This window comes from Paraburkholderia haematera (assembly GCF_905220975.1).
Lineage (GTDB): Bacteria > Pseudomonadota > Gammaproteobacteria > Burkholderiales > Burkholderiaceae > Paraburkholderia > Paraburkholderia haematera.
Genome location: NZ_CAJNBK010000004.1, coordinates 139,787 through 161,464 on the forward strand (window position 1 = coordinate 139,787; position 21,678 = coordinate 161,464).

Sequence of the window (21,678 nt, forward strand, 5' to 3'; positions counted from 1 at the left end):
CATGCGCCTGGCTACATTGACTCCACTCGACGCAATGCGCGTGCCGCGTGCGACGCGTTCCCGCACTCAGAGGAGTCGTCCATGTTCTCGATGCTTTACTTCCCCGCGGTAGCCGCACTCGCGACGCCCGCGCCTAGTGCTCACACGGAATTGTCCGGTCGTTTCCTCGATACGCTGCTCGACGGCAAGCTGAACGCCGCGAGTCAGTTGGCGAGCCGCTGGGCCGACGAAGCCGGTAACGCCGATTTCGCACCCCATGCACTGCAACTGCATGCCGACTTGCAACTGATGCTCGGCATTGAAGTCGAGGCGGAGGAGAACTACCGCCGCTCGCAAAAACTGATTCGTTCGTCGAAGCATGCGATCCGCACCGCATCGTGCCGCAATGCCGCATGGCAGGCTTTCTTCCGGCATCGGCTCGGCACGGCGCTCGCGTGTTTTTCGCGTGTCGCCGACGAGCCTGAAATCGAACCGGCGCGTGCTGTGGAAGCGCACTTCGGGATTGTTTGCGTACTCTATGAACTGGGCCGCACCAGCGAAGCCGCTGACGCGCTCGACGATCTGTTCGAACGGGTAGATCGCGATCTCGACGATGCTGCGGGCCATTGGCACGCGCTACTCGGGACGCTGCGCTTCGACCTCGCCGTGCAGATGGAAGTGCGTAATGCGACTGCGCTGCGCGATCACGTCTACTGGCAATCCGGTTTGTCGAGCGAACGCGCGCCGCGGCCGGGTCAGGGCGCCGATGCGAGCGTTGACGGTCTCGCCCGGGCGGTGTTCGGCGTGCGTGCGCCCTTGCTGCGCGCGCGCATCGACTATCTACAACAACTGCGTCTCGCCGCCTGCGCGGATCGCGATGCGATTGGCGAACTGCAGCGTCATTTGAACTGGTCGCGGGAACAGGGCCTCGGCGACTATCAGCGCACGCTGCGCCTCGAAATTGCGCTGGCGACGCTGGCCGGCGCGGCGCCGCATCTGGCTTGCGCGATTCTCGAACCGCTGCATCAGATCGGCCGCAACGGCACCACGGGCCACCGTCAGCTCGAATATCTCTACTGCAGCGCCAAAACGCGTCAGGCAGAAGGGCGCGCGCAGGAGTCGCTGCAACTTTATAGCCGCTATGCGCTGGTGGCGATGCAGTGTCTGCGCGAAGACTCGCAGGCGCGCGCGCCATTCCTGCAGCGCAGCGCGAAAGCTTCGCCGCAACTCGACGATGTCGGCGCGCGTTTGCCGGCCAAGTACCGCCGCGCATACAGCTACGTGCTCGACAACCTCGACCGGCGCGATCTCTCGGTACGCGAGGTGGCCGCCGAAATCGGCGTGACCGAGCGCGCGCTGCAAAGCGCGTTCAAGAATTTTCTCGGGCTGTCGCCGACCGAATTGATCCGCCGTCAACGCATGGAACGGATTCGCGCGGAACTCACCGACCGGTCGTATTCGAGCGATCGTGGCGTGTTGGGCGCGGCGAGTAAATGGGGCGTGCAGAACCGCTCGACGCTCGTGAACGGTTATCGCAAGCAGTTTCATGAAGCGCCCTCCGAGACGCTTGAACGATAGTGCGCTTGCGGTTTTTTCGGCGGTTTTTTCGGCGGTTTTTTCGGCGGTTTTTACTGCGGTTTTTGCCACGCTTGCGCGGTACGGTTTTCGCGGTTCTTTCCATCACCCTCATCCAGTCGACTCCATGAAATCGAAGACGCTGTTCTGCGCCGCGTGGCTCGCGGCGTCCCTGACGCTCGGCGCGCTGCAACCTGCCGACGCGGCCCCCGTGCGATGGCGCAGCAATACGGTGCATATCGCCGTGGAAGGCAAGGACCTGAAAGACGTGCTACGCGATTTCACCGCGAGCCAGGGCGTGGCCGCATCGATCGCGGGCAATGTCCAGGGCGCGGTGACAGGCCGCTTCGATATGTCGCCGCAACGCTTTCTCGACACGCTCGCTTCAACCTTCGGCTTCGTCTGGTTCTACGACGGCAGCGTGCTGTCGATCAGCAGCGCCAACGACGTGACGCATCAGGTGATCAAGCTCGATCACGCCTCCGCGTCCGATCTGCGCGCCGCGCTGCACACCATGAGTGTCGACGACGCGCGCTTCCCGGTCGTCTACGACGAAAGCGCGGGCACGGCGATCGTCAACGGTCCGCCACAGTATGTGCAGATGGTGAGCGAGATTGCGCGACGCCTCGACGACAACGCGAGCCGCCGCAGCGGCACCGTGATTCGCGTGTTCAAGCTCAAGCATGCGTGGGCCGCCGATCACAAGGTGCAGATCGACGGCAACACGATTACGGTGCCGGGCGTGGCCACCGTGCTGTCGAACATGTATCACGCGAAGCAGGAGAAGGGCAGCGGCGGGCAATCGCAGACCGCGGTGTCGCCGAACATGCAGCGCGTGCCGCCGATGAACGACGTAAGCGGCACCACCAACGGCGGCGGCCCACCGCCGTTGCCGCCGAACATGGCGGATGGCCAGGGCGGCACAGGTTCAACGCTCGGCGGCCTCGTCGGCAACGCGCAGCCGTCCAACTACGGCAGCACGGGCAATGTCGGCTACGGGAACGCGCCTGGCGCCTCGCAAACGGGCCAGCCGAGCGGCGGCGATCTGACCTTGCCGATCATGCAACCCGATCAGACCACCAACTCGGTGCTGATCCGCGATACGCCGCAGCGCATCGACCAGTACGCGACGCTGATCGATCAGCTCGACACGCGGCCCAAGCTGATCGAAATCGAAGCGCACATCATCGAAATCGACGACGACGTGCTCGCGCAGATCGGCGTGGACTGGCGTGCGCACAACAGCCATCTCGACTTCCAGACCGGTACCGGAACGTACCAGCAGAACAGCTACGCGAACGGCCAGATCAATCCGAACTTCGGCACCACAACGCTGGCCGACGGCACCACGGTGGTCTCCGCGACGCCGGTGGGCGCCTCGATTACCGCCGTGCTCGGCGACGCGGGCCGCTATCTGATGGCGCGCGTCAACGCGATGCAGTCCACCTCGAAGGCGAAGATCGACGCGTCGCCGAAGGTCGCGACGCTCGACAACGTCGAAGCCGTGATGGACAACAAGACCAAGTTCTTCGTGCGCGTATCCGGCTATACGTCGGCCGATCTCTACAGCGTATCGACCGGCGTTTCGCTGCGCGTGCTGCCGATGGTCGTGCAGGAAGACGGCCAGACCCGCATCAAGCTCGAGGTGCATATCGAAGACGGCCAACTGACCGGACAGCAGGTCGACAACATTCCGGTGATCACCAGCAGCGAGATCAATACGCAGGCCTTTGTCGGCCAGGGCGAGAGCCTGTTGATCGCCGGCTACAGCGTGGATAACAACTCGAACGGCGTGACCGGGGTGCCGGGCCTGTCGAAGATTCCACTCATCGGCGCGCTGTTCCGCAACAACAACGACTCGCGCTCGCATATGGAACGCGTGTTCCTGTTGTCGCCGCGCGTGCTGGATCTGTAAGCGGGGCTATAAAGACGGAGCTATAGAAACGGAGCTATAGAAACGGAGCTATAAAGCGGAGGGCTTTGAAGCGCGGGGCAAGGGCGGCAGATGCCACCTCTTGTCCCGCGTGCTTTTTTTAGCAGCCGTTGATCGACTGCATGCTTCCTTCTCGGTGGCTTAGCGGCGACGCGAGTTGCCGCCCAGCAATGCAGCGGGAATCGAAAACGACATCAACGCGGACGACGCGGCGGCGCCCGACGCTTCGGCCCCCGAGCTTTCCACCGCACACGCCGCGAAGCCCGCAACCGGCGGGTGCACGATGTGCGCTACGCCGCTGTGCCACATGGCTGCATACTGACCCCACGGTTGTGCGCTGCGCGCGGCTTCACTGTCCTTTGCATGCACGTCGAGCGTGCGGGCAGGACGCGCGGTTTGGCCGACGCGATCACGGGTCGCATCGCCGCGGGCGATCCCGGCCGCTTCTGTGATTGCCGTAATCGCATCCACCGCTTCGGTGATCGCCGCAATCTCATCGACCGTTTTCGCAGCCGGCGCCAGGCCAGGCAAGATTGCCTCGGCCTCCGCCTTGCCGTCGCACAACTCGACGCGATATCCGTGTGCATACATCGTGCGTAGCTGCACGCCTGACGCGCCATTCAGGCCCAGCTTCTTACGCAGCTTGTAGATGTGCTGTTCGAGCGTGCGGCCTACGATATCTTCCGTGCTGCTCCAGATCGCCCCCGCAATCTGCCGGCGGCTCACGTACTCGCCGGCGCGTGAGAACAGGAGCCACGCAATCGCGAATTCACGTACCGTCAAGCGGATTTCGCGTTCGTCGACCAGCACGGTGCTGGTACGCCGGTCGAGGCGATAGGGACCGAGTCCGGCCCGATCTTCGGATTGCACCGGTTGCGGTGACTGGAACCGGCGTAACGCCTGGTAGGTTCGTACCTCGAGTTCTCCCTGGTCGATCGGCGAGAGCACCACATCGTCGGCACCGACTTCAAAGGCGCGTTCGATGCTGTCACGATCGGCAAAGGTCCCGATCACGATCAACGGTGCGCGGCGGTCGCCATAGCAGGCACGCCGCGCGAACACCGCGCGCGTCGCATCGATTCCCGTTGCCGCGTCGACCAGAATGGCGTGATAGTCCTCCCGATAGATCGCACGAGAGAGCGCGACGTCATCGAGGAAGCGGCAGCATTCGATCGTATCGTCGCGAAAGCATTGGCAAATCAGATTGAACAGACTGCTGCTGGTGGTCATCACGGCGAATTTCAACATGCCCTCCCGGGACGGATGCATAAGGTTGCTTCCCAAACCGCATTGCTTGTCCCGAAAATTACGGCCCTTAAAATATCAGGGCTGTAACGAATTGTTTCACCCCAAGATGCATTGAAATAGCATGAAAGATTGGTAATTTGTTTCGCGTCGTTTCGATCGGGTGAATAAGCGTAAGGATGGCGGAGATTAGCCGGGAGATACGTGGCTATTCGCAATTACGGTATCAATTACCTCGACCTTCATGAAGGTGGGTAAAAGAGACCCGCATCGCCGTGAATCGCACGCGAAGCAAGGTTCGCAGTACCTTTCAGCATTGCAAGCCGTATTTACTTTTGTTGAGCATTTGCTAAGCGTATTTTAAGCAAAGCGGCTTCGCATTTTCATGAGCTTTGTTGAATCTGTGGGATAGCCGGTTAATTACACTCGCATGGGACGGCCGTGCGGCGGCGCCACGCGGTGCTTTTTTCCTGTATTGATTCCATCGCGAGTGCGCTCATGTCCTTTCTGTTAAACGCGTGGTATGTCGCCGCTTTCGCACACGAGGTTCGCGCCGAGGCTCCGTTGTCGCGCACGCTGCTCGGCCGGCCCGTGGTGCTGTATCGCGATGCCGAACAGCGCGCGATCTCACTCGACGATCGTTGTGCGCATCGTTTCGCACCGCTGTCGCAAGGCCGTATCGTCGACGGCGTGCTCGAATGTCCGTATCACGGCCTGCGCTTCAACGCGAGCGGGCAGTGCGTGCACAATCCGCATGGCGACGGGCGGGTGCCGGCGGGCGCGAAGGTGCGTGCGTACCCGTCGCTCGAACGCTACGGCGCGATCTGGTTCTGGCCGGGCGACCCGGCACGCGCCGACGCGGGATTGCTGCCGTCGTTCCCGTTCGTCGATCCCGCCGCCAACGTCACGCACGACGGTTATCTGCATACGCGTGCGCACTATCAGCTAAGCGCCGACAATCTGCTCGATCTGAGCCACTTCCAGTTTCTTCATCCCGATACGCTGGGCAGCGAGGCGATTGCGCGCGGCGACGTGCAGTCGGGCAATCTCGACGACATCGTCTGGGTGCGCCGCAGCACTTACGACGAAGCGCTGCAACCGTTCGTCGCGCAAGGGTTCGGGATTCCGCCCGGCACGCGGGTGGATCGCTGGATGGACGTGCGCTGGACGCCGCCCGGACTGCTTTCGATCGTGGTCGGCGTGACCGCTGCCGGGATGCCGCGCGAAGCGGGGCTGATCGCGCCGTCCGCGCATTGGCTCACGCCGGAAACCGCCAGCACGACGCATTACTTCTTCGCGTTCGGTCTGCCGAAGGAAATGGGCGACGCGGCGCGCGGACTGGTGCGCTATGCCGTCGAAGGGCTGATGAAGCCGTTCGAGCTCGAGGATCTGCCGATGCTCGAAGCGCAGCAGAAGAATCTCGGCGACCGCGACTTCTGGGCGATGCAGCCGGCGCTGTTGCCGATCGACGCCGGTGCGATTCGCGCGCGGCGCGTGATGGAGCGGTTGATCGCAGCGGAGCGGGGCGAGGCGTGTGCGCCCGCTCGCACGATTGCGATTACGCCGGTGGCGGGCACCTCGCAAGCGGTGGCTTGATGGGTTTCGCTCTTGATGTGACAGCGAGTGGGGATCGATCGCGTGGCGAAGCCGCGGCGACGGATTGCGAATGGCTCGGCAAAGCGGGTGCTACGGGCAGCGGATCGTTGAGTGAATTGTTAGCTGAAGCCGGCGTGGCAAGCGGCGAGTCGCTTAACGCGGTGTGGGTGGAATTCATTGTGGAGATGTTGAGTACGGCCGGTGTGCGCCATGCCGTGTTGTGTCCCGGCGGACGCGCGAGCGTCATGTGTCTCGCGCTCGACGCGCATCCGCGAATCGCCGTCGAGATGGTCTGCACGGATGAGCGTAGTGGCGCGTTCGTGGCGCTCGGGATCGCGAAGGCGAGCGGCGAACCGGTTGCGATCGTCACGACTTCCGGCTCGGCGGTGGCGAATGTATTGCCGGCGTTGACCGAAGCGGACGCGTCCGATGTACCGCTCGTCGTACTGACGTGCGACCGGCCGCGTGCATTGCGCGGCAGCGGATTTGGACAGATGGCCGATCATCTCGGCGCGACCCGCGCGTTCGTGCGCGCGCAGGTGGATCTCGCCGATCCAGAAGATTCCCTGCAGGCGCTCACGCAAGCCCGTGACGCGCTCGCGGCTGGGCTTGCCGCTATCGTCGACGGCGTGGCCGACGTTGATGACAGCTTGTCACGTGTCGATGCACACCCATCGTCGAAGCGGCCGACGCGCGGTCCCGTGCATCTCAACGTCCCGCTGGCGGGTGTCTACGATGCGGTCGAAACGCAGCCGGTTTCGTTCGAGACGGTCCGTGCGGCGCGAGCAACGGTGGCACAGGGTGATGCTATTTACGCTGCGCGAACAGCGATGGCGCCACATGATGCCATCCATGCTGCACAGGCATCTGCGGCTTCGCATGTTCGCCCCGCGTCTCCCCACGTCGAGCTCACCGCATCTGAAGCGTCTCCCGCACATATCGTCGAACGCGTTATGGCCCGCGTGCTTGCGAGGCGCGGCAGCCGTCCGCTCAGTGACGGCCTCGACGGCTTGATCGTGGTCGGCCCCGAACCGGGCGTGCCACCCGAGGCAATTTTCGCATTGGCCGCAGCGAGCGGCTTTCCCGTCCTCGCCGATGCGGGCAGCGGGCTGCGATCGGGGCCGTCCGCGCTGGCGCCGGAATCGGCCGCGCGCGGTGCGCAGGGCGCCTTGATCGTCAATGCCTTCGATGTACTCGGCGGCGCTGCGCGAATGGAATCGGCGCGCGCGGAACTGATTGTGCGCTTCGGCTTCGCACCGGTCATGCCGGTGTTGCACGCGTACCTTGAAACGCATGCCGACGTGCCCACGATCAAAATCGCGCCTTGCCGTGTGAGGCACGACTATCTGCACCCGGCGCTGGATCCGCGTGACGTGCTGGTCGCGCCTTCTCACGCGACGCTGCATGGGATCGCCACGGCGCTGGGCGAAGCCGTGCATGGACAAACGCGTACGCATGCCCACGCCAGTCTCAACGCATCGACCCAACCGGCTGCGCCCGTCGCCTTTGCCTGGCGCGACCGCTGGGCGAGCGTCGCCAGTTACGGCGCGCGCGAGCGGCGCGCTTGCGTCGCAGCGCTCGCCTGGGGCGAAGTGTCTGCCGTTCATCGCGTGCTGGCGGCGCCGGGCTTCGGCTTCGTCCATCTCGGCAATTCCATGTCGATGCGTCACGCCGATATCGGCTACGACGTGCGCGCCGCGCGCCAGGACATCTATGTAAATCGCGGCGTGAGCGGGATCGACGGCACGATGGCGACGTTCCTCGGCGAAGCGCTCGCGCGCCGCGAAGCAGGTCTGTTGCTGCTCGGCGATCAGGCGTTGATCCACGATCTTTCCTCGCTGGCGAGCGCGCAACGCGTGAGCACGCCGGCCTGCATCTGCGTGGTCGACAACGGTGGCGGCGCGATCTTCGATTTTTTGCCGATCGCGCACGCGCCAGCCTATCGGCGCACGATCCGCAATCCCTACCAGCTCGATATCGGCTCACTGGCCCAGGCGTTCGGGCTGGCGCATTGCCGTGTCGAGGCGCGCGATGCGTTGGACCAGGCGCTCGCCGAGGCACGCGCTCACGCCGGCGTGACGATTGTCGAAGTGGCGGTCGAGCCGTATTCGGGCGCGCTGCAAATGCAACAACTTGCGCAAGCGCTGGGAGCGGCATGATGGATTGGGATATCGTCGAGAGTCCGCTGCAGCGCTCGCTCGCGGCGTTGAATCGATATGCCGGCGCACCCGCGCCGGACGAGGTCTTTCTCGACGACATGCAGCAACGCATCAACGCGGCGCGGCGCGCGCCCGGCCGCAGCGATCCCGGCGCCCATCATGACGCCATTCATGACGCTAATCGCGCCGCGCCGCGCGTGCTGCTGCTCGGCTACAGCGGGGCGGGCAACACCGGCGCCGATCTGCGCACGATCGAGACGATTGCCCAGTTGCGCCGTCTGCTCGCACCGTGCGAGCCCCGCATCACGCTGTTCGCGCTTGGCGACTGTTTCGATCATCCGCTGCTGGCAGGCACGCCGCGGCTCACGCCTTCGCTGCCTTACCTGCCCGACGCGCTCGACGCCGCCGTGCGCGATGCCGATCTCGTGCTGAACGTCGAAGGCTCGACGTACACGTCAAAGTTTTCCGATTCGCTGGCAGGCGTGCTGATCGGCGGAATTGCGCTCGCGCACGCGCATCGGCGGCCGGCGATTGCGTATGGCGTCGATAGCGGCACGATGAGCGTGGCGCTGACCCGCTTTGTCGAACGCAATGCGGAGGCCGGCGAGATCTTTTGCCGCAACGACGCGGCGCGTGCGCAACTCGCGTCGCTCGGCGTCGTCGCGCAAGGGGGCGCCGATACCGCGTGGACATATCGGGCGCCGGCCGATGCACGCAACGAGGCGTCCGCTCCGCGACGTGTCGCGCTATGTCCGAACAATCCGTTCTGGTGGCCGGTGCATGCCGACGCGGCTCGGGCGCGCGAACTCGACGCACGCGGCGAGTCATCGCCGCTGCGCTATGGGCCTTTGCATTTTCACAGTTGGGACGCGGCGCGCGCCGAGGCCTATCACGCCTATCTCGATCGCTTCGCGCAGATCGCTGTGGGCCTGAAGGCGCAGGGTTACACGCCGACGCTGGTGGGGATGGAGCAACTCGACCGCAGCGCGTGTGCCGATCTCGCGGCCCGCGTGCCATTCCCAATCGATATTATCGTGCGCGGCCCGCACACGCTTGACGAAGTAGCCGCCACCGTTGCGCATGCCGCGTGTGTGGTGACGACCCGCTATCACGCGGCCGTACTCGCGATCTCGCATGGCGTACCGGTGTTCGGGCTGTCGATGGACGCGCGCATCGAGCGTCTCTTGAGCGAAGCGGGTTGCGCGTCATGGAGCGCGGCCTGCGATGACAGCGACGGCGCGCAGGCCGCGCTCGCGGCCATCGCGTCGCTGCAGGACGAGGGTGTGCGCGGCGAGTTGGTTAGCGCCTATGGCGACTACGCGCGCTTGCAACGGGCCCGATTCGACGCGATGGGCGAGCGGGTGCGCGCCGTGCTCGAAGGCTAGGCGCGCTCAACTCAAACCCGCGTCTCCAGCAAACTGAGTTCCCGCTGCGCACTGACCTGCTTGACCGCTTGCGCCGTGCCGACATACGAGAGCCCCGACGTGCGCGACGCCGAATTCGACTCGTAACTGTACAGCGCATGATTCGTCCAGCTTGTCGGTGCCTCGAGCAGGCTTGCGATCTTGCCGCGAATCCGCAGCATTTCCTGCTGCTCGTGCTGGGTCGGCGTGCGTCCGCCCTGCTCGAACATCCGCAGCGTGCCGCGATACGCGTTGATTTCGGCGGCGGCTTGCGGCACGATGCGCTGCCGCTCGCCATAGTACTGATTGCCGCGCGTCGCGTTGAGCTTGACCTTGCTCTGATACGTGTCCAATGCCGCCTGGTCGTTATTCATCGAATGCGCCCATGAAGCATTGCGGCTGTCGATGTATTGCAGGTAATTGCCGACGGAGGTGAACTCGGTGTCGCGATAGGTGCGCTCGGGCACGATGTCGCCGTTCTCTTCGTAGAGCCGCAGCGTCGAGCCGGTGCCGGTCTGCATCAAGGTCGTGCCGAAGCCGACCATGGGCGCGCTCGAAAACGACAGCGAGTTGAACGGACCGAAGTTGCCGGTCGGCACGGGCGGCGCGCTCGCCACCAGCGTGGCGCTGCCGTTGAGCGCCGCGCGATGGCTGCTGCTCGATTTGTCGACATTGCGCGCGCCGCTCTGATCGGTCGCGTGGGCCTGACTCTTGCTGAGGACGCCTTCGGCTGTCACAAGCGGCCCGAACTTGACGTTGGCCGGGGTCACATAACGCGCACCGCCCGTCACCGCTAATGCGCCGTAGTTCGAACTGCTCTTGTTGTCGACCCAGCCGATCGACACGTCCGGATCGGCAAAGAACCTGTCTGCCATGCCGTTCCACATTTCGTCCTTCGTGCTTGGCATTTGTCCGCCCGTACCGGAGCTGCCGAGCGTACGTACCACGTCGGTCATCTTGCCGCGCCACGCCTCGGGGTCGGTGCTGCCGGTCTGGGTGAACGGCGTGCGGATCACCACGCCGCGCGGATTGCTGGTGTCGCGCCCGCCAATCAGAGACCCGTAGCCGCTCGCCATCGCCTTGCCGCCCGCGAGCGACCAGCCGATGAAGCCGCCCACACCGATGTGCGCGGACTTGCGGTTGTCGGTGCCGATGAACATTTCGCCGTGATGCGAGGTGGAGCCGACTTCGAGCACCGCATGGCGGCCTTTCAGATAGCGCACGTCCGGCGCCACTGACGCGCTTGGCGCGCCGACGAGGCCGAGCGCGGTCGCGATGTTCTCGGAGATGTTCGCGTCGAGCCCATAGACGCCGCCGCTCGACATCTGCACGCTCCATGTTTTCGGCACGTTTTCGACCAGATGGCACAGCGAATCGATGTTGCCTTGCGGCGTGGCCGGCGTCGCCACCGGATCCTGGCGGATCGCCTGCATGCGGTCGAGATTTTCGCGGAGCGTGCGGCCAGTCGAGCCGATCGGCGTGTCCATCGTCGCGCGCGCGTCGGTTGCCCAGTTACCCAGCGTCTCGGCGTTCATCTTGGGTAGATCGCGGAACGCCGGGCTGTTGCGCACCGCATCCTTGTCGATGTGCAGCGCGGTCGCCACGTCGCCGGCAATCTGCTTGCGTTGCAGGCGACCGAATTTCGTATCGTCGCGCAGCCAGCCCTTGGTGCCAATGCCCGCCTTCCACTGGCGCAGCGCGGCGGCGCGCACGGCGGCGGTCATCGTCGCGTTGTCCGGCGCTTCGCCGACCCGCCGGTGCGGCGCGCTCACCACCTGCGTATTCAGCGTGTCGACCACCGCGTCGATGGATTGCAGCGTGCTGAAGTCCTTGTTCGGATGATCCATCAGACCGCCGGCAGTGCCCATGCCGAGCGCCGAGATGGGGTCCTTGTCGTGGCCGAAGCTTTGCTTGACGCCGCTGCGAAAACGCTGCGCTGTTTTGTTCATCCACGAACCAGTGCGCGCCGACGTCGCGTTGCGCTGCGCGTGCTTGACCAGCGAGTACATGCGGTTCTGGACCTGACCGACATCGGCTTCGGCAATGCCGTTGCGATGCGCCAGGTACGCCGAACGAAAACGCGTTTCGGGCTGTGCGTGCGGATTGCCGAGCAACGCGTTGCCGCACAGCATCGCCTTCGCGGTCTGCGCATGCGGCGCCAGCGCCAGGCTGATTGCGGACTGCTGCTGGCTTTGCGCGACCTGCGTGTTGGCGTCGCGTTCGGCGGCTGGCAGCATGGCGTTGGCCGCTTCGCCGAGTTCGCGCAACGAGCCGGGTTTTTCCATGCCGGTAGGCCATGCCGACAACAGCGTGCCGGCGGCGCGCCACGTTTGCCAGTCGGCTTCCTCGTGGACCTTGCGGTCGCGGTCGGTGGGCGCCTGAATATTGCCGCCCATCGCCGGCGCTGTCTCGACGTCGCGCAGCGCGCCGAACGCGGCTCGCGAGCGCGCCATCGCGCAGCGTGTCGCGAACGCATCGCGCGTCTGCTGCGCATTGGGTTGCTGGATTCTGCCTTGCAGCACGCCGAGCACGTCGCTCGCGCGTTGCACGTTGCCGCCCGTTGCTTCGGCAAGCGCGTGACCGAGAAAGCGCGCCTTCGCGAGCGGCGGGTTGCCGCGCTGATTTTGCGGAATCGCTTCTCGAATGTCGTTCAGCAGCGCGTCACGATCGGTTGCGAACTGGGTGCCCGTTTCGGCCGGAAAGCTCGCGCGGAGATGCTCGTCGGCATCGGCCACGTTGCGCAACTCGGCGTGCGCTTGCGGCTCGGCGCGCTCGTTCTCGCCGACCGACGTCTTCACGTTGGCCCTGTGCTGCGATTTCACGCCAAGCGGCGTGCTTGCGTTGGCCTTCGGCGTGCGAGTCTGCCCGGGGCCAAGCGCGATTTCTGGCGCGGGCCGTGACGCGCGCACGGTGGTCCGCGCGTGGAACGGTGAGTAGGTGCGGTTCGCGCCGCCGCCGGTCAGGTCGTTGAGGGGTGAGCCTTGCGGCATCGGCGTATTCTGCGGCTGCCCTTGCGCACCTTGCGGAGCCTGGGGCGGCACCGACGCGCCCGGCAGATGGTGGCGCAAGGCGCGCAGCTTGTCGAGCGGGCCGCCAACCACGCGCGTGTCGGGCAGCGGCGCGTCGGTCGGCGGCTGATTCGCCTGCGGGCCGGCAGGCTGTTGCTGTTGCGGAACTGGCTGCGTGCCGCGTGAGAAAGGGTTGCGAATCCCGAATGCCACGTGCGGTCTCCCAGGTGAGGACGGTCGCATCGGCCGATCGCCGACGATGACGAATTTTCATCGCCACGTCACATTGCGGTGCTGGAAGTCCGAAGTGAGGACCGCGGATGCGAACGTGGCGGCTGCAAACGTCGTTCGCAAGAACGCGCTTCATGCGCGCTGAATGCGTTCACCACGCCAGGGTGGATTCCCATTGCGGACGCGGTGCCGGCGCTTGCTGGGGGTCCGCCGCAGCCGCTTCGCCGGCGAATGCGGGCATCACGTCGCGTGCGAACCGGCGCATCGACGCCATCGCCATTTCATGCGGCATCGAACCGAACCAGAAGCTCGCACTGAAGTAATCGCAGCCGAGGCCGGCTTGAATCCGGCGCAGTTGATGAATACATTCGTCGGCGGTGCCGATCACGAGGAAATCGTTACGCAGCGCGTCGTCGGATGGTTCGTCGGGCAGCGGTTGGTCCGGCACGATGCCGTTCACCACGTCGCCCATGTCGTGACGCAGGCGCAGCGTCGCGCGTCCGTTCCAGCGCGCATGCTCGACGGCCTCGCGGGCCTGCGCTTCGTTCTGCGCGACGAACACCGGCCGCTGCGTGCCGATGCGCACAGTCGAGAGCGCATCAGCGAGGTCTGGATAGTGGCGCCGTACGTCGGTCAGTTTCGAAATGGGTTCGAGCACGCCGGTGAAGAGATTCGCGCGCCGCCGCACCGCCTGCTCGACTGACGCCCGCCGGCTCGAATTGACGACGAGCCATACCGGCATCGCAGGTTGCAGAGGTTGCGGTACGAGGCCGGTGCGGGGAATGTTGAAGTACTCGCCATGGTGCTCAAACACGGGTTCGCGTAGTGCCTGCAATAGCACGTCGATTGCTTCGTCGTCGCGGGCGGAGGTCGCGCCTTTGACGAGCTGGAAGCGCTCGTACTGATAGCGTTGATAGCCGCTGCCGAGGCCGGCTTCGACACGTCCGCCGCTCAGCACGTCGAGCGTGGCGAGTTCTTCCGCGATCACGAGCGGATTATGCAGCGGCACCGGTACGATCGCCGGGCCGAGGCGCAAATGACGGGTGCGTGCGGCGATGTGCGAGAGCAGCATCAGCGGCCGTGACGAGTGCGAGTAGTTCGTGAAGTGATGTTCTGCGAGCCACAAGTGGCTGAAGCCGAGCGTATCGGCGGCCTCGGCCATCGCGATCGCGCGCTGGTAAAGCTCGGCTGCGGGCTTGGGCTCAGGGGCGGGCAACGTCATGAACAAACCGAATTGCATCGTCGACTCCTCGATTACTGCCTGGCCTGATTCGCCGACAAGGCGACCGGTGCGAGGCCTTTGGCGCGGTAGAACATATAGGTCGCACCGTACGGCACGAGCAGATGCGCGCCTTCGAGCTCACACGACGGTTGCGGCGGCAAACCGCCCGAGGTGTCGATGCGCTGGATCGAGCTGACGTCGGCGAAACGGCCTTCGCCGGGGCGCGGGGCCGCGACGAAGCGGGCCGTGTAGCGCGCCCAGGTCAGCGCATTGGCGCCCACCTGGCTTTCGGCGGTGACGTTGCCGATCACGTAGCTGCCGTCGTAGGAGAGAAAGTAGCGGCCCGGCGCGACCGTGCCGGCACTTCGGCCGGCGGCGTCGACAAGGATTGCTTCGGATCCCAAAGGATCCCAGAGCAGTTGCGTACCGTCGCGGGCGACGCCTGGGAGGGTGTCCGGTTGCCCGGTGGCGCCGCTGGCGGGTGGGCTGGCCTTGACGCGCCGGCATACGTAGGTTTCGTCGCCGTGGGTGGTCATGACTTCCTGGAGCACCTCGTCCTGGCTGGCGCGCAAGGCCACAGGCAAGGATTCGTCGGCGGTCGGCGGTGGCGTTTTGGGGGGGGTCGCGCAGCCGGCGAGCGCGAGCAGCGCGCCTGCTACGAGGCAGATCGGCGATGGGCGCGGTAACGGCGCAGAGCGGGGCGGGAAACCAGTCATTAGCGAAGGGGGCGTGCGGGCGATGCTGCCATCACACCTGATCCGGCACGCCGCTGTGTGGCGCGACACGAAAGCTTGCATTGAAAACCGCACGCGGTGAGGCGGGAGAAGGGGAGTGGGCTCACATACTGGTGCGTCAAGGCGTCAAGGCGTCAAGGCGTCAAGGCGTCAAGGCGTCAAGGCGTCAAGGCGTCAAGGCGTCAAGGCGTCAGAGCATCGACACCTCGGCGTAACGCGCCCCGGTGGTTCGCATGAGCATGCATGCGTTCGTGATTCATCCAGGCGGGGGCGCACATCGGCCGATACTGGTTCGGGCTTGCTGCCGCGCTCAACCTTGCCCGCGGCAGTCTTCCGCACGCAGCGCGTCCAATAACGGCCCGAGCGCCTACCCGAACCGGCAATGGAATTGAATCTTCCAAACCCTCCGAGTCTCCCTTCCGCTTCTTTGTCCAAGTCCGACTCCGAGCCGCTTCCCTTCATGCTGCCCGCCGACGACAACCGTGCCTATGCCTATCTGGCCATGATCCGCCGCTACATCAGCGGTGGCGCCGATACGGACGGCCTCGCACAATCCGCCGCGGCCCGAGCCGCGCCGATCACCGCCGACGATTGCGCGGAACGGCTCGCCGACGCGGACCGCGTATTCGCCGAATGGCTCGCGCCGCTGCACCGCTCGGCCGCTGACATTGCCGGCATCGAACCGTCGCGCATGGCGGACGCGCTCAACCACATGCACCACGAGTCGCGCCGTCTGACGATGTGCGATGACGTGCTGCTCGATAACGTCGTGACGTTGGCGCGCGTGGCGATCGACGAACGCGTGCCTGGCGACTTCATCGAGACCGGCGTATGGCGCGGCGGCGTGACGATTCTGATGCGCGCCGTGCTGACCGCGTTCGGCGCCGCTGGCCGCGACGTATGGGTAGCCGATTCGTTCGCGGGCCTGCCCGCGCCGGACCCCGCCACGGATTTGCGCGATGCCATCTGGCATCACCTGATGCGCGCGGTCGGCCTGCTGCGTAGCGATCTGGCGACGGTGCGCGACGCGTTCGCGCGCGTCGGCCTGCTCGATCGCCGGGTGCGTTTCCTGCCGGGCTGGTTCGCCGAGACGCTGCCGGATGCGCCGATCGGGCGTCTCGCGTTGATGCGGCTCGACGGCGACTGGTACGAGTCGACCCGCGTGGCGCTCGACGCCCTGTATCCGCGTTTGTCGCCCGGCGGCTTCGTGATCGTCGACGACTACGGCCTGCCGACCGGTTGCGCGCGCGCCGTGGACGAATACCGCGCCACACATCGCATCGACGCGCCGCTTATGCGTGTCAACGGACAGGCGGTCTATTGGCGCAAACCATGGTGAGCGTAATGGCGCATGTCGAACTCATCGCGCTTCTGGAAGCGCGGCTCGGTGAGCATTATGTGGCGCCGCCGCAAGCGGTGGCCGTCGATCTGATCGTCAGCGATTGCGCGGATGCCAGCCGCCGTTTCACGCTCGCTCCAATGATCGTGTCCACACCGATTCCGCCCGACGGTGCGAACTACGCCGCGGCTCGCATCACACTGAGCCGCGCTGTGTTGAGCGCGATGCTCGACGACCCCACGGGTTTCGATCCGCGCAGTGCCGCGGCAATGGCGCTGGGCGGTGTACGTATCGAGGGCACTGAGCGACTTGCGGCTTACTGGCTGCAACTGCTCAAGCGGCCCTCGGCGGCGGCGCGCATGGCCTTGGGGCGAGCCCGGCGGCGCGCACCCGAAGTGCTGGCGACGGTGCCGGCCGTGCAGGCCGGCGGCAGCAACAACGACCACCTGCACGAGCAGCTGCGCGCGGCACTCGCGGATACCCTTGATGCATCCGTCCCGCTGGTGTTGCGCGGCTTGCTGGACTGGCCCGAAGTCGCCTGGACACTCGACGATTGGCGCACGCTCGAGGGCACGACGGTGCTGCGCGCGGATCCGTCGAGTGGCCTCCCTCAAACCGTCGCGAATTTTATCGATGGCTTCGCCGCGCATCGCGTGGCCGACGCAGGCGCCGCTACTTACACGGAAGGCTGCCTGCTGCCGCCCGCATGGGAAGCGCGCTTTGCCCTGCCGATGCTGCCGACGCACATGTTCGGCGCGGGGCAACTCTGGTTCGGGCGAGCCGGCGGCGCAGTCTTGGTCACGCGCTTGCACTGCGATCTGGCGAATTCGTTTCTGGCGCAGATTCACGGCCGCAAGCGCGTGCGGCTCTATGCGCCGGCTCAGGAAAGCGCCGTCTACGCGCTCGATGCATTCAACACCTACCGACCCTGCCGCGTCGACGTAGCCGCGCCCGACCTGAGGCGCTTTCCACGTTTTGCCGATGCGAAAGGCGTGGACGTCGTGCTCGAGCCGGGCGATCTGCTGGTGATTCCAACCGGCTGGTTTCATTGCGTCTGGGCGCTGGATCACGTGTTGTCGATCAGCCGCTTTGCCGACGACGAAACGGCGGCGGCGATGCTGCCCGTCAGGACGCTTTCACCATCGAACGCATCGAACGCGTTGAACACAACGAGGACCGGATGATCGACGTAACCCGAAGCGACCCACGTCGCGAGCGCCTTCTGCCCATCGTACGAGGCCTTGCCGTGACCGCGCTGCTCGCGTCGGCCGTGGCGCTGAGCCCGTTGTCCGCGCAGGCGCAGGCTTCGTCCGCGATGACCCAGGTCTGCACGATGCGTGCGAACAACGCGAAGCTGATCGCGCAGGATCGCGATGCGGGCGTCAGCAAGGAAGACGAGTTGCGCAAGGCGCAGCGCGTGGCGGCAGCCATGCCGATCGAACGGCAACTGTACGCGCAGGCGGAATTGGCGACCTTTATCGACCGTCTGTACGGGCAGTACGCCAAAACGCCGCCGCAGCAGGCCTATGACAAGTACCTGGCCTACTGCGAAGCGCAGGCTGCACGCGGCGCCGCACAGGTTCAGTGAGGCGCGGCCGATGCGATGATCCAGCAGGCGCTGCAGCAAAATTCGTCTTCGATGGCGCAAAACGCGTCAGGCACGCTGTCGAGCTATATGAGTCAGAACGGCATCTCGTCGCGCGATCCGGACCCGCTCTACCAATTCCTTCAGCAGCCGTTATCCGTGTAATCGCGGAAGCATCCGGCGGGCCGCTTCGGAGCGCTTCGTCTGGTCCGAATGGGGCGGCCTCGATCCGCTCCCAATCCGCACAGGGCATTTTTAACCAAGACGACCTCCCGTAAGACTGAGTATGCTAGGCGTAATCAGTCATTTCATGCGAGGAAATCAAGGTGCCGCACTATCTTTGCCATGAGCAGCCGGACTTACTCGAGTTCGAAACCAGCGTGATCGCCTCGCGGCCCGGCGCCGTCGTGCTGGGCCGCTCGGCCTTGCACCCTGGGGGCGGAGGTCAGGTATCGGACGCGGCGACGCTGACCCACGCGCACGGCACTGTCCGCATTACCGGCATTGCACCGGAAGACGGCATGCTCTGGCATCTGCTCGACGAGCCCCTCGAACTGAGCGGCGATGTGAACGTGGCCGTCGACGCGGCCCGGCGCGCCGCCGTCGCCCAGCTTCATACAGGTACGCATATTCTCAATGCGCTCGTCTATCAGCGCTTCGCCGGTGCGCTCGTGACCGGCGCGCAAATCAATGCCGACGGCACCGCCCGCATGGATTTCGATCTGCCAGAGGCGGATAACGACGCGCTGCGCCTGCTGGAGGAGCCCGTCAATGAGGTGATCCGCAGCGCCATGGAGGTGCGAACCTACTACGTCAGCGACGCGGAAGCGAAGTCGACGCAGGGCCTGATCCGCAGCCTCTCGGTGGCGCCGCCGCCGACCTCCGACGGCACGGTGCGGATCGTCGAAATCGGTGACCTCGACCGGCAGGCCTGCGGCGGCACGCATCTGACCAATACGGCGCAATCGAGACCGATCCGGATCGTGAAGATCGAGAACAAGGGGCGCCGCAATCGCCGGGTGAGAATAGAGCTGGTTTAACGGGCATTCCGGAGAGCGACCCATGGAGACATCGGATAAAAGCGAGCCGGAAGTGGTGTGCTGGCGAGATAGCGCGCTCGACGGCGCGTGTCTCGCGAGTGCCCGCTACGGCGAACACAAATTCGACCGGCACCTGCACGATGAACTCGTCATTGTCATGACGGAAACCGGCGCGGGCCAATGTCATACGCGCACCGGCAGCGACGTCGCCGGACCGGGCAGCGTGCTCGTGTTCGGACCGGGCGAGTATCACAGTGGCGAGGTGTGGGAAGGCCGCGAATGGATTTATCGCGCCATTTATCTCGACATGGAGGGCCTGGGTGCGCTGGGCGCGGTGTTTTCGCCCGACTCGCGCGCCGACAGACCGCTTCTGATTCCGCCGGGCCTCTATCAGGATCCGCACTTGGCCGGTCTGCTGGCCAAGGCGCATGCGAGTCTCGACGAACATGGCGCGGTTTCGCTGATGGAGCGGCAGGCGAACTGGTGGGCCGCGATGGGGATGCTGGTCGGACGATATGGGCAATCGCGGCAGGCGCCCGGCGAAGGCCGGCGCGAAGCGCACAAGATGGCGCAAGTGCGTGAGTACGTCGCCGCCAACTACGCGCGCGATATTCCGGTGGACGAACTGGCGGCACTGGTGGGGCTGAGCCGCTATTACCTCACGCGTGCTTTCTGTAAAGAGTTCGGACTGCCGCCACACGCCTACGCGACGCAAGTGCGGCTACTCGCGGCCAAACGCATGCTCGCGGCGGGGCAGAGTGCGGCAGCGGCCGCCGCGGCCGTGGGCTTTTACGATCAAAGCCATCTCAACCGGCTTTTCAAGCGGGCCTATGGAATCACACCGGGGACGTATGCGGCGTTGAAGCCTGGGCATTAGGCGCTCCGCTGCGCGGGCCGACGCCGATCGGCATGCGGTTGTCGCGGCGCGTGGCCTGCACTTCGGCGAACTCAGCGCTTTCGTCGACGGAGCGGCGCATCGCTAGGCCGAGCGCGACCAGCAGGGCGCTGCAAGCGCGGGAGTGTGTTAATCCAGCCCGCCCTGGCAGAGATACTTGATGGACATGTAATCGTCGAGCCCGTATTTCGAGCCTTCGCGGCCGTAGCCCGATTCCTTCACGCCACCGAACGGCGCGGCCTCGCTCGATACGGCGCCCTCGTTAATGCCGATTACGCCCGCTTCGAGCTGGCCGGCCACGCGATTAATCCGCCGCACGTCCTGCGTATAGAAGTAGGCGGCGAGGCCGAAGGGCGTGTCGTTGGCGAGGCGGATCACCTCGGCTTCCTCATCGAAGCGGAACAGCGGCGCCACCGGGCCAAAAGTTTCCTCGCAACAGACCAGCATGCCGGCCTGCACATCGGTCAGCACGGTCGGCGCATAGTAATTCGGGCCGAGTCCGGTTAGGCGCTTGCCGCCTGTCAGCACTTTTGCACCGTGTTCAACGGCGTTTTCGACGTGACGTGCAATTTTCTCGATCGCACGTTCATTGATCATCGGGCCGATCTGGGCGTCCGGATCGGTTGCGGGCGCAACCTTCTGCGCGGCGACGCGTTTCGCGAGCAGATCGGCGAAACGCGCGTACACGCCGGCTTGCACATAAACGCGGTTCGGGCATACGCAAGTCTGGCCGCCGTTGCGGAACTTGGAGGCCATCAGACCGGTGACGGCGGCGTCGAGATCGGCGTCGTCGAATACGATAAAGGGCGCGTTGCCGCCCAATTCCAGCGACAACTTCTTGAGCGTGCCCGCCGATTCACGGGCGAGATGCTTGCCGACCGGCGTCGAACCCGTGAAAGTGATCTTGCGCACGCGCGCGTCGGCGAGCCAGTCGGCCACCGCCGCAATGCCCTGCTCGCGCGAAGCCGACAGCATGTTCAGCACGCCGTCCGGCAAACCGGCTTCCTGGGCGAGCGCTGCCAGTGCGAGTGCGGTGAGCGGCGTGTCTTCCGCGGGCTTGGCCACGACCGTGCATCCGGCAGCGAGCGCGGGCGCGATCTTGCGTGCAATCATCGCCAGCGGGAAATTCCACGGCGTGATCGCGGCGACCACGCCGACCGGTTCCTTCACCGCGCTCATGCGTTTGCCGCGCTGTTGCTGTGGGATCAGATCGCCGTAGATGCGCGTCGCTTCGTCGGCGAACCATGCGACGTATGAGGCGCCGTAGGCGACTTCGCCACGGCTTTCCGCGAGCGGCTTGCCTTGTTCCGTCGACATCAGCTTCGCGAGGTCCTCGGTGTTGGCCACGATCAGCGCGTGCCAGCGGCGCAGAATCTCCGCGCGCTCGCGCGGCAGCTTGTCCCGCCACGCGGGGAAAGCGCGGGCCGCGGCGTCGGTGGCGGCACGTGCGTCCGAAGCGCCACTGTTCGCGACTTCGACGATCAATTCGCCGGTGGCGGGATTGGTGACGGGAAAACGCGCGTGGTCGACGGCTTCGATCCACTTGCCGTCGATCAGATTTTGCGGGCGAATCAGGTCTTTGCGGGTCAATGCGAGAGACATCGGGTTGCTCCTTCAGATTTCATGTCAGGCTTCAAATCAGGCCGATCCGATTGGTGCTCCAATGCTACTCGCGCGCGACAGTCGACGAAAACGCCAATCGAGGCTTTCACGGTGCGTGGCGCGCTTTTTTTC

16 protein-coding genes are annotated in these 21,678 nt (G+C 65.2%); 11 read left to right on the plus strand and 5 right to left on the minus strand.

Annotated elements, in window-relative coordinates; translation table 11 throughout:
• Positions 1 to 81: 81 nt before the first annotated feature.
• Together KHO23_RS10335 and sctC are read left to right on the plus strand one after the other, a co-directional pair.
• Complete coding sequence (locus KHO23_RS10335) at positions 82 to 1,557, plus strand: helix-turn-helix transcriptional regulator (RefSeq protein WP_211610920.1); 1,476 nt, start codon at positions 82 to 84, stop codon at positions 1,555 to 1,557.
• Between the two features lie 124 nt (positions 1,558 to 1,681).
• Positions 1,682 to 3,469 (plus strand): type III secretion system outer membrane ring subunit SctC, encoded by a 1,788-nt coding sequence (gene sctC, locus KHO23_RS10340; RefSeq protein ID WP_211610921.1) that lies wholly within the window; start codon positions 1,682 to 1,684, stop codon positions 3,467 to 3,469.
• A gap of 159 nt (positions 3,470 to 3,628) precedes the next feature.
• Here sctC and KHO23_RS10345 read toward each other — a convergent pair whose 3' ends face one another.
• A complete protein-coding gene (locus KHO23_RS10345; RefSeq protein ID WP_236066784.1) occupies positions 3,629 to 4,735 on the minus strand; it encodes a response regulator transcription factor in 1,107 nt (368 codons plus the stop codon).
• Between the two features lie 495 nt (positions 4,736 to 5,230).
• On the opposite strand from KHO23_RS10345, the gene KHO23_RS10350 reads away from it, so the two are divergent.
• The 3 genes from KHO23_RS10350 to KHO23_RS10360 are packed head-to-tail and all read left to right on the plus strand — an operon-like array spanning position 5,231 to position 9,872.
• Positions 5,231 to 6,328, plus strand: a complete 1,098-nt coding sequence (locus KHO23_RS10350; RefSeq protein ID WP_211610922.1) for an aromatic ring-hydroxylating dioxygenase subunit alpha — start codon at positions 5,231 to 5,233, stop codon at positions 6,326 to 6,328.
• Entirely contained in the window at positions 6,328 to 8,487 is a 2,160-nt protein-coding gene (locus KHO23_RS10355) for a thiamine pyrophosphate-binding protein (protein ID WP_211610923.1), read from the plus strand. The genes KHO23_RS10350 and KHO23_RS10355 overlap by 1 nt, the downstream gene beginning before the upstream one ends.
• The gene (locus KHO23_RS10360; RefSeq protein ID WP_211610924.1) at positions 8,484 to 9,872 is read left to right on the plus strand and encodes a polysaccharide pyruvyl transferase family protein; all 1,389 of its coding nucleotides are present in this window, start codon (positions 8,484 to 8,486) and stop codon (positions 9,870 to 9,872) included. Before KHO23_RS10355 ends, KHO23_RS10360 begins: the two co-directional genes overlap by 4 nt.
• Positions 9,873 to 9,883: 11 nt before the next feature.
• Here KHO23_RS10360 and KHO23_RS10365 read toward each other — a convergent pair whose 3' ends face one another.
• The 3 genes from KHO23_RS10365 to KHO23_RS10375 form a co-directional block, all read right to left on the minus strand.
• Complete coding sequence (locus KHO23_RS10365; protein WP_211610925.1) at positions 9,884 to 13,111, minus strand: hypothetical protein; 3,228 nt, start codon at positions 13,109 to 13,111, stop codon at positions 9,884 to 9,886.
• Positions 13,112 to 13,280: 169 nt separating this feature from the next.
• Positions 13,281 to 14,369: an LLM class flavin-dependent oxidoreductase gene (locus KHO23_RS10370; protein ID WP_211610926.1), complete on the minus strand. Its 1,089-nt coding sequence runs from the start codon at positions 14,367 to 14,369 to the stop codon at positions 13,281 to 13,283.
• Positions 14,370 to 14,383: 14 nt separating this feature from the next.
• Complete coding sequence (locus KHO23_RS10375) at positions 14,384 to 15,148, minus strand: DUF3455 domain-containing protein (protein ID WP_328821958.1); 765 nt, start codon at positions 15,146 to 15,148, stop codon at positions 14,384 to 14,386.
• A gap of 397 nt (positions 15,149 to 15,545) precedes the next feature.
• Here KHO23_RS10375 and KHO23_RS10380 point away from each other — a divergent pair, with 397 nt between their 5' ends.
• From KHO23_RS10380 to KHO23_RS10405, 6 genes are all read left to right on the plus strand, one after another.
• Positions 15,546 to 16,424, plus strand: a complete 879-nt coding sequence (locus KHO23_RS10380) for a TylF/MycF/NovP-related O-methyltransferase (protein WP_211610928.1) — start codon at positions 15,546 to 15,548, stop codon at positions 16,422 to 16,424.
• Positions 16,418 to 17,608 carry a cupin-like domain-containing protein gene (locus KHO23_RS10385; protein WP_211610929.1) on the plus strand — a complete coding sequence of 397 codons (1,191 nt, stop codon included), beginning with the start codon at positions 16,418 to 16,420 and terminating at the stop codon, positions 17,606 to 17,608. The genes KHO23_RS10380 and KHO23_RS10385 overlap by 7 nt, the downstream gene beginning before the upstream one ends.
• Positions 17,605 to 18,012: a hypothetical protein gene (locus KHO23_RS10390; protein WP_211610930.1), complete on the plus strand. Its 408-nt coding sequence runs from the start codon at positions 17,605 to 17,607 to the stop codon at positions 18,010 to 18,012. Before KHO23_RS10385 ends, KHO23_RS10390 begins: the two co-directional genes overlap by 4 nt.
• A 15-nt stretch (positions 18,013 to 18,027) precedes the next feature.
• Positions 18,028 to 18,174 (plus strand): hypothetical protein, encoded by a 147-nt coding sequence (locus KHO23_RS10395; protein ID WP_211611200.1) that lies wholly within the window; start codon positions 18,028 to 18,030, stop codon positions 18,172 to 18,174.
• Positions 18,175 to 18,335: 161 nt separating this feature from the next.
• The gene (locus KHO23_RS10400; protein WP_211610931.1) at positions 18,336 to 19,049 is read left to right on the plus strand and encodes an alanyl-tRNA editing protein; all 714 of its coding nucleotides are present in this window, start codon (positions 18,336 to 18,338) and stop codon (positions 19,047 to 19,049) included.
• Positions 19,050 to 19,071: 22 nt separating this feature from the next.
• Complete coding sequence (locus KHO23_RS10405) at positions 19,072 to 19,926, plus strand: AraC family transcriptional regulator (protein ID WP_211610932.1); 855 nt, start codon at positions 19,072 to 19,074, stop codon at positions 19,924 to 19,926.
• A 147-nt stretch (positions 19,927 to 20,073) separates the two neighbouring features.
• On the opposite strand, the gene KHO23_RS10410 is transcribed toward KHO23_RS10405, so the two are convergent.
• Positions 20,074 to 21,546, minus strand: coding sequence for an NAD-dependent succinate-semialdehyde dehydrogenase (locus KHO23_RS10410; protein WP_211610933.1), 1,473 nt, complete (start codon positions 21,544 to 21,546; stop codon positions 20,074 to 20,076).
• Positions 21,547 to 21,678 lie beyond the last annotated feature (132 nt).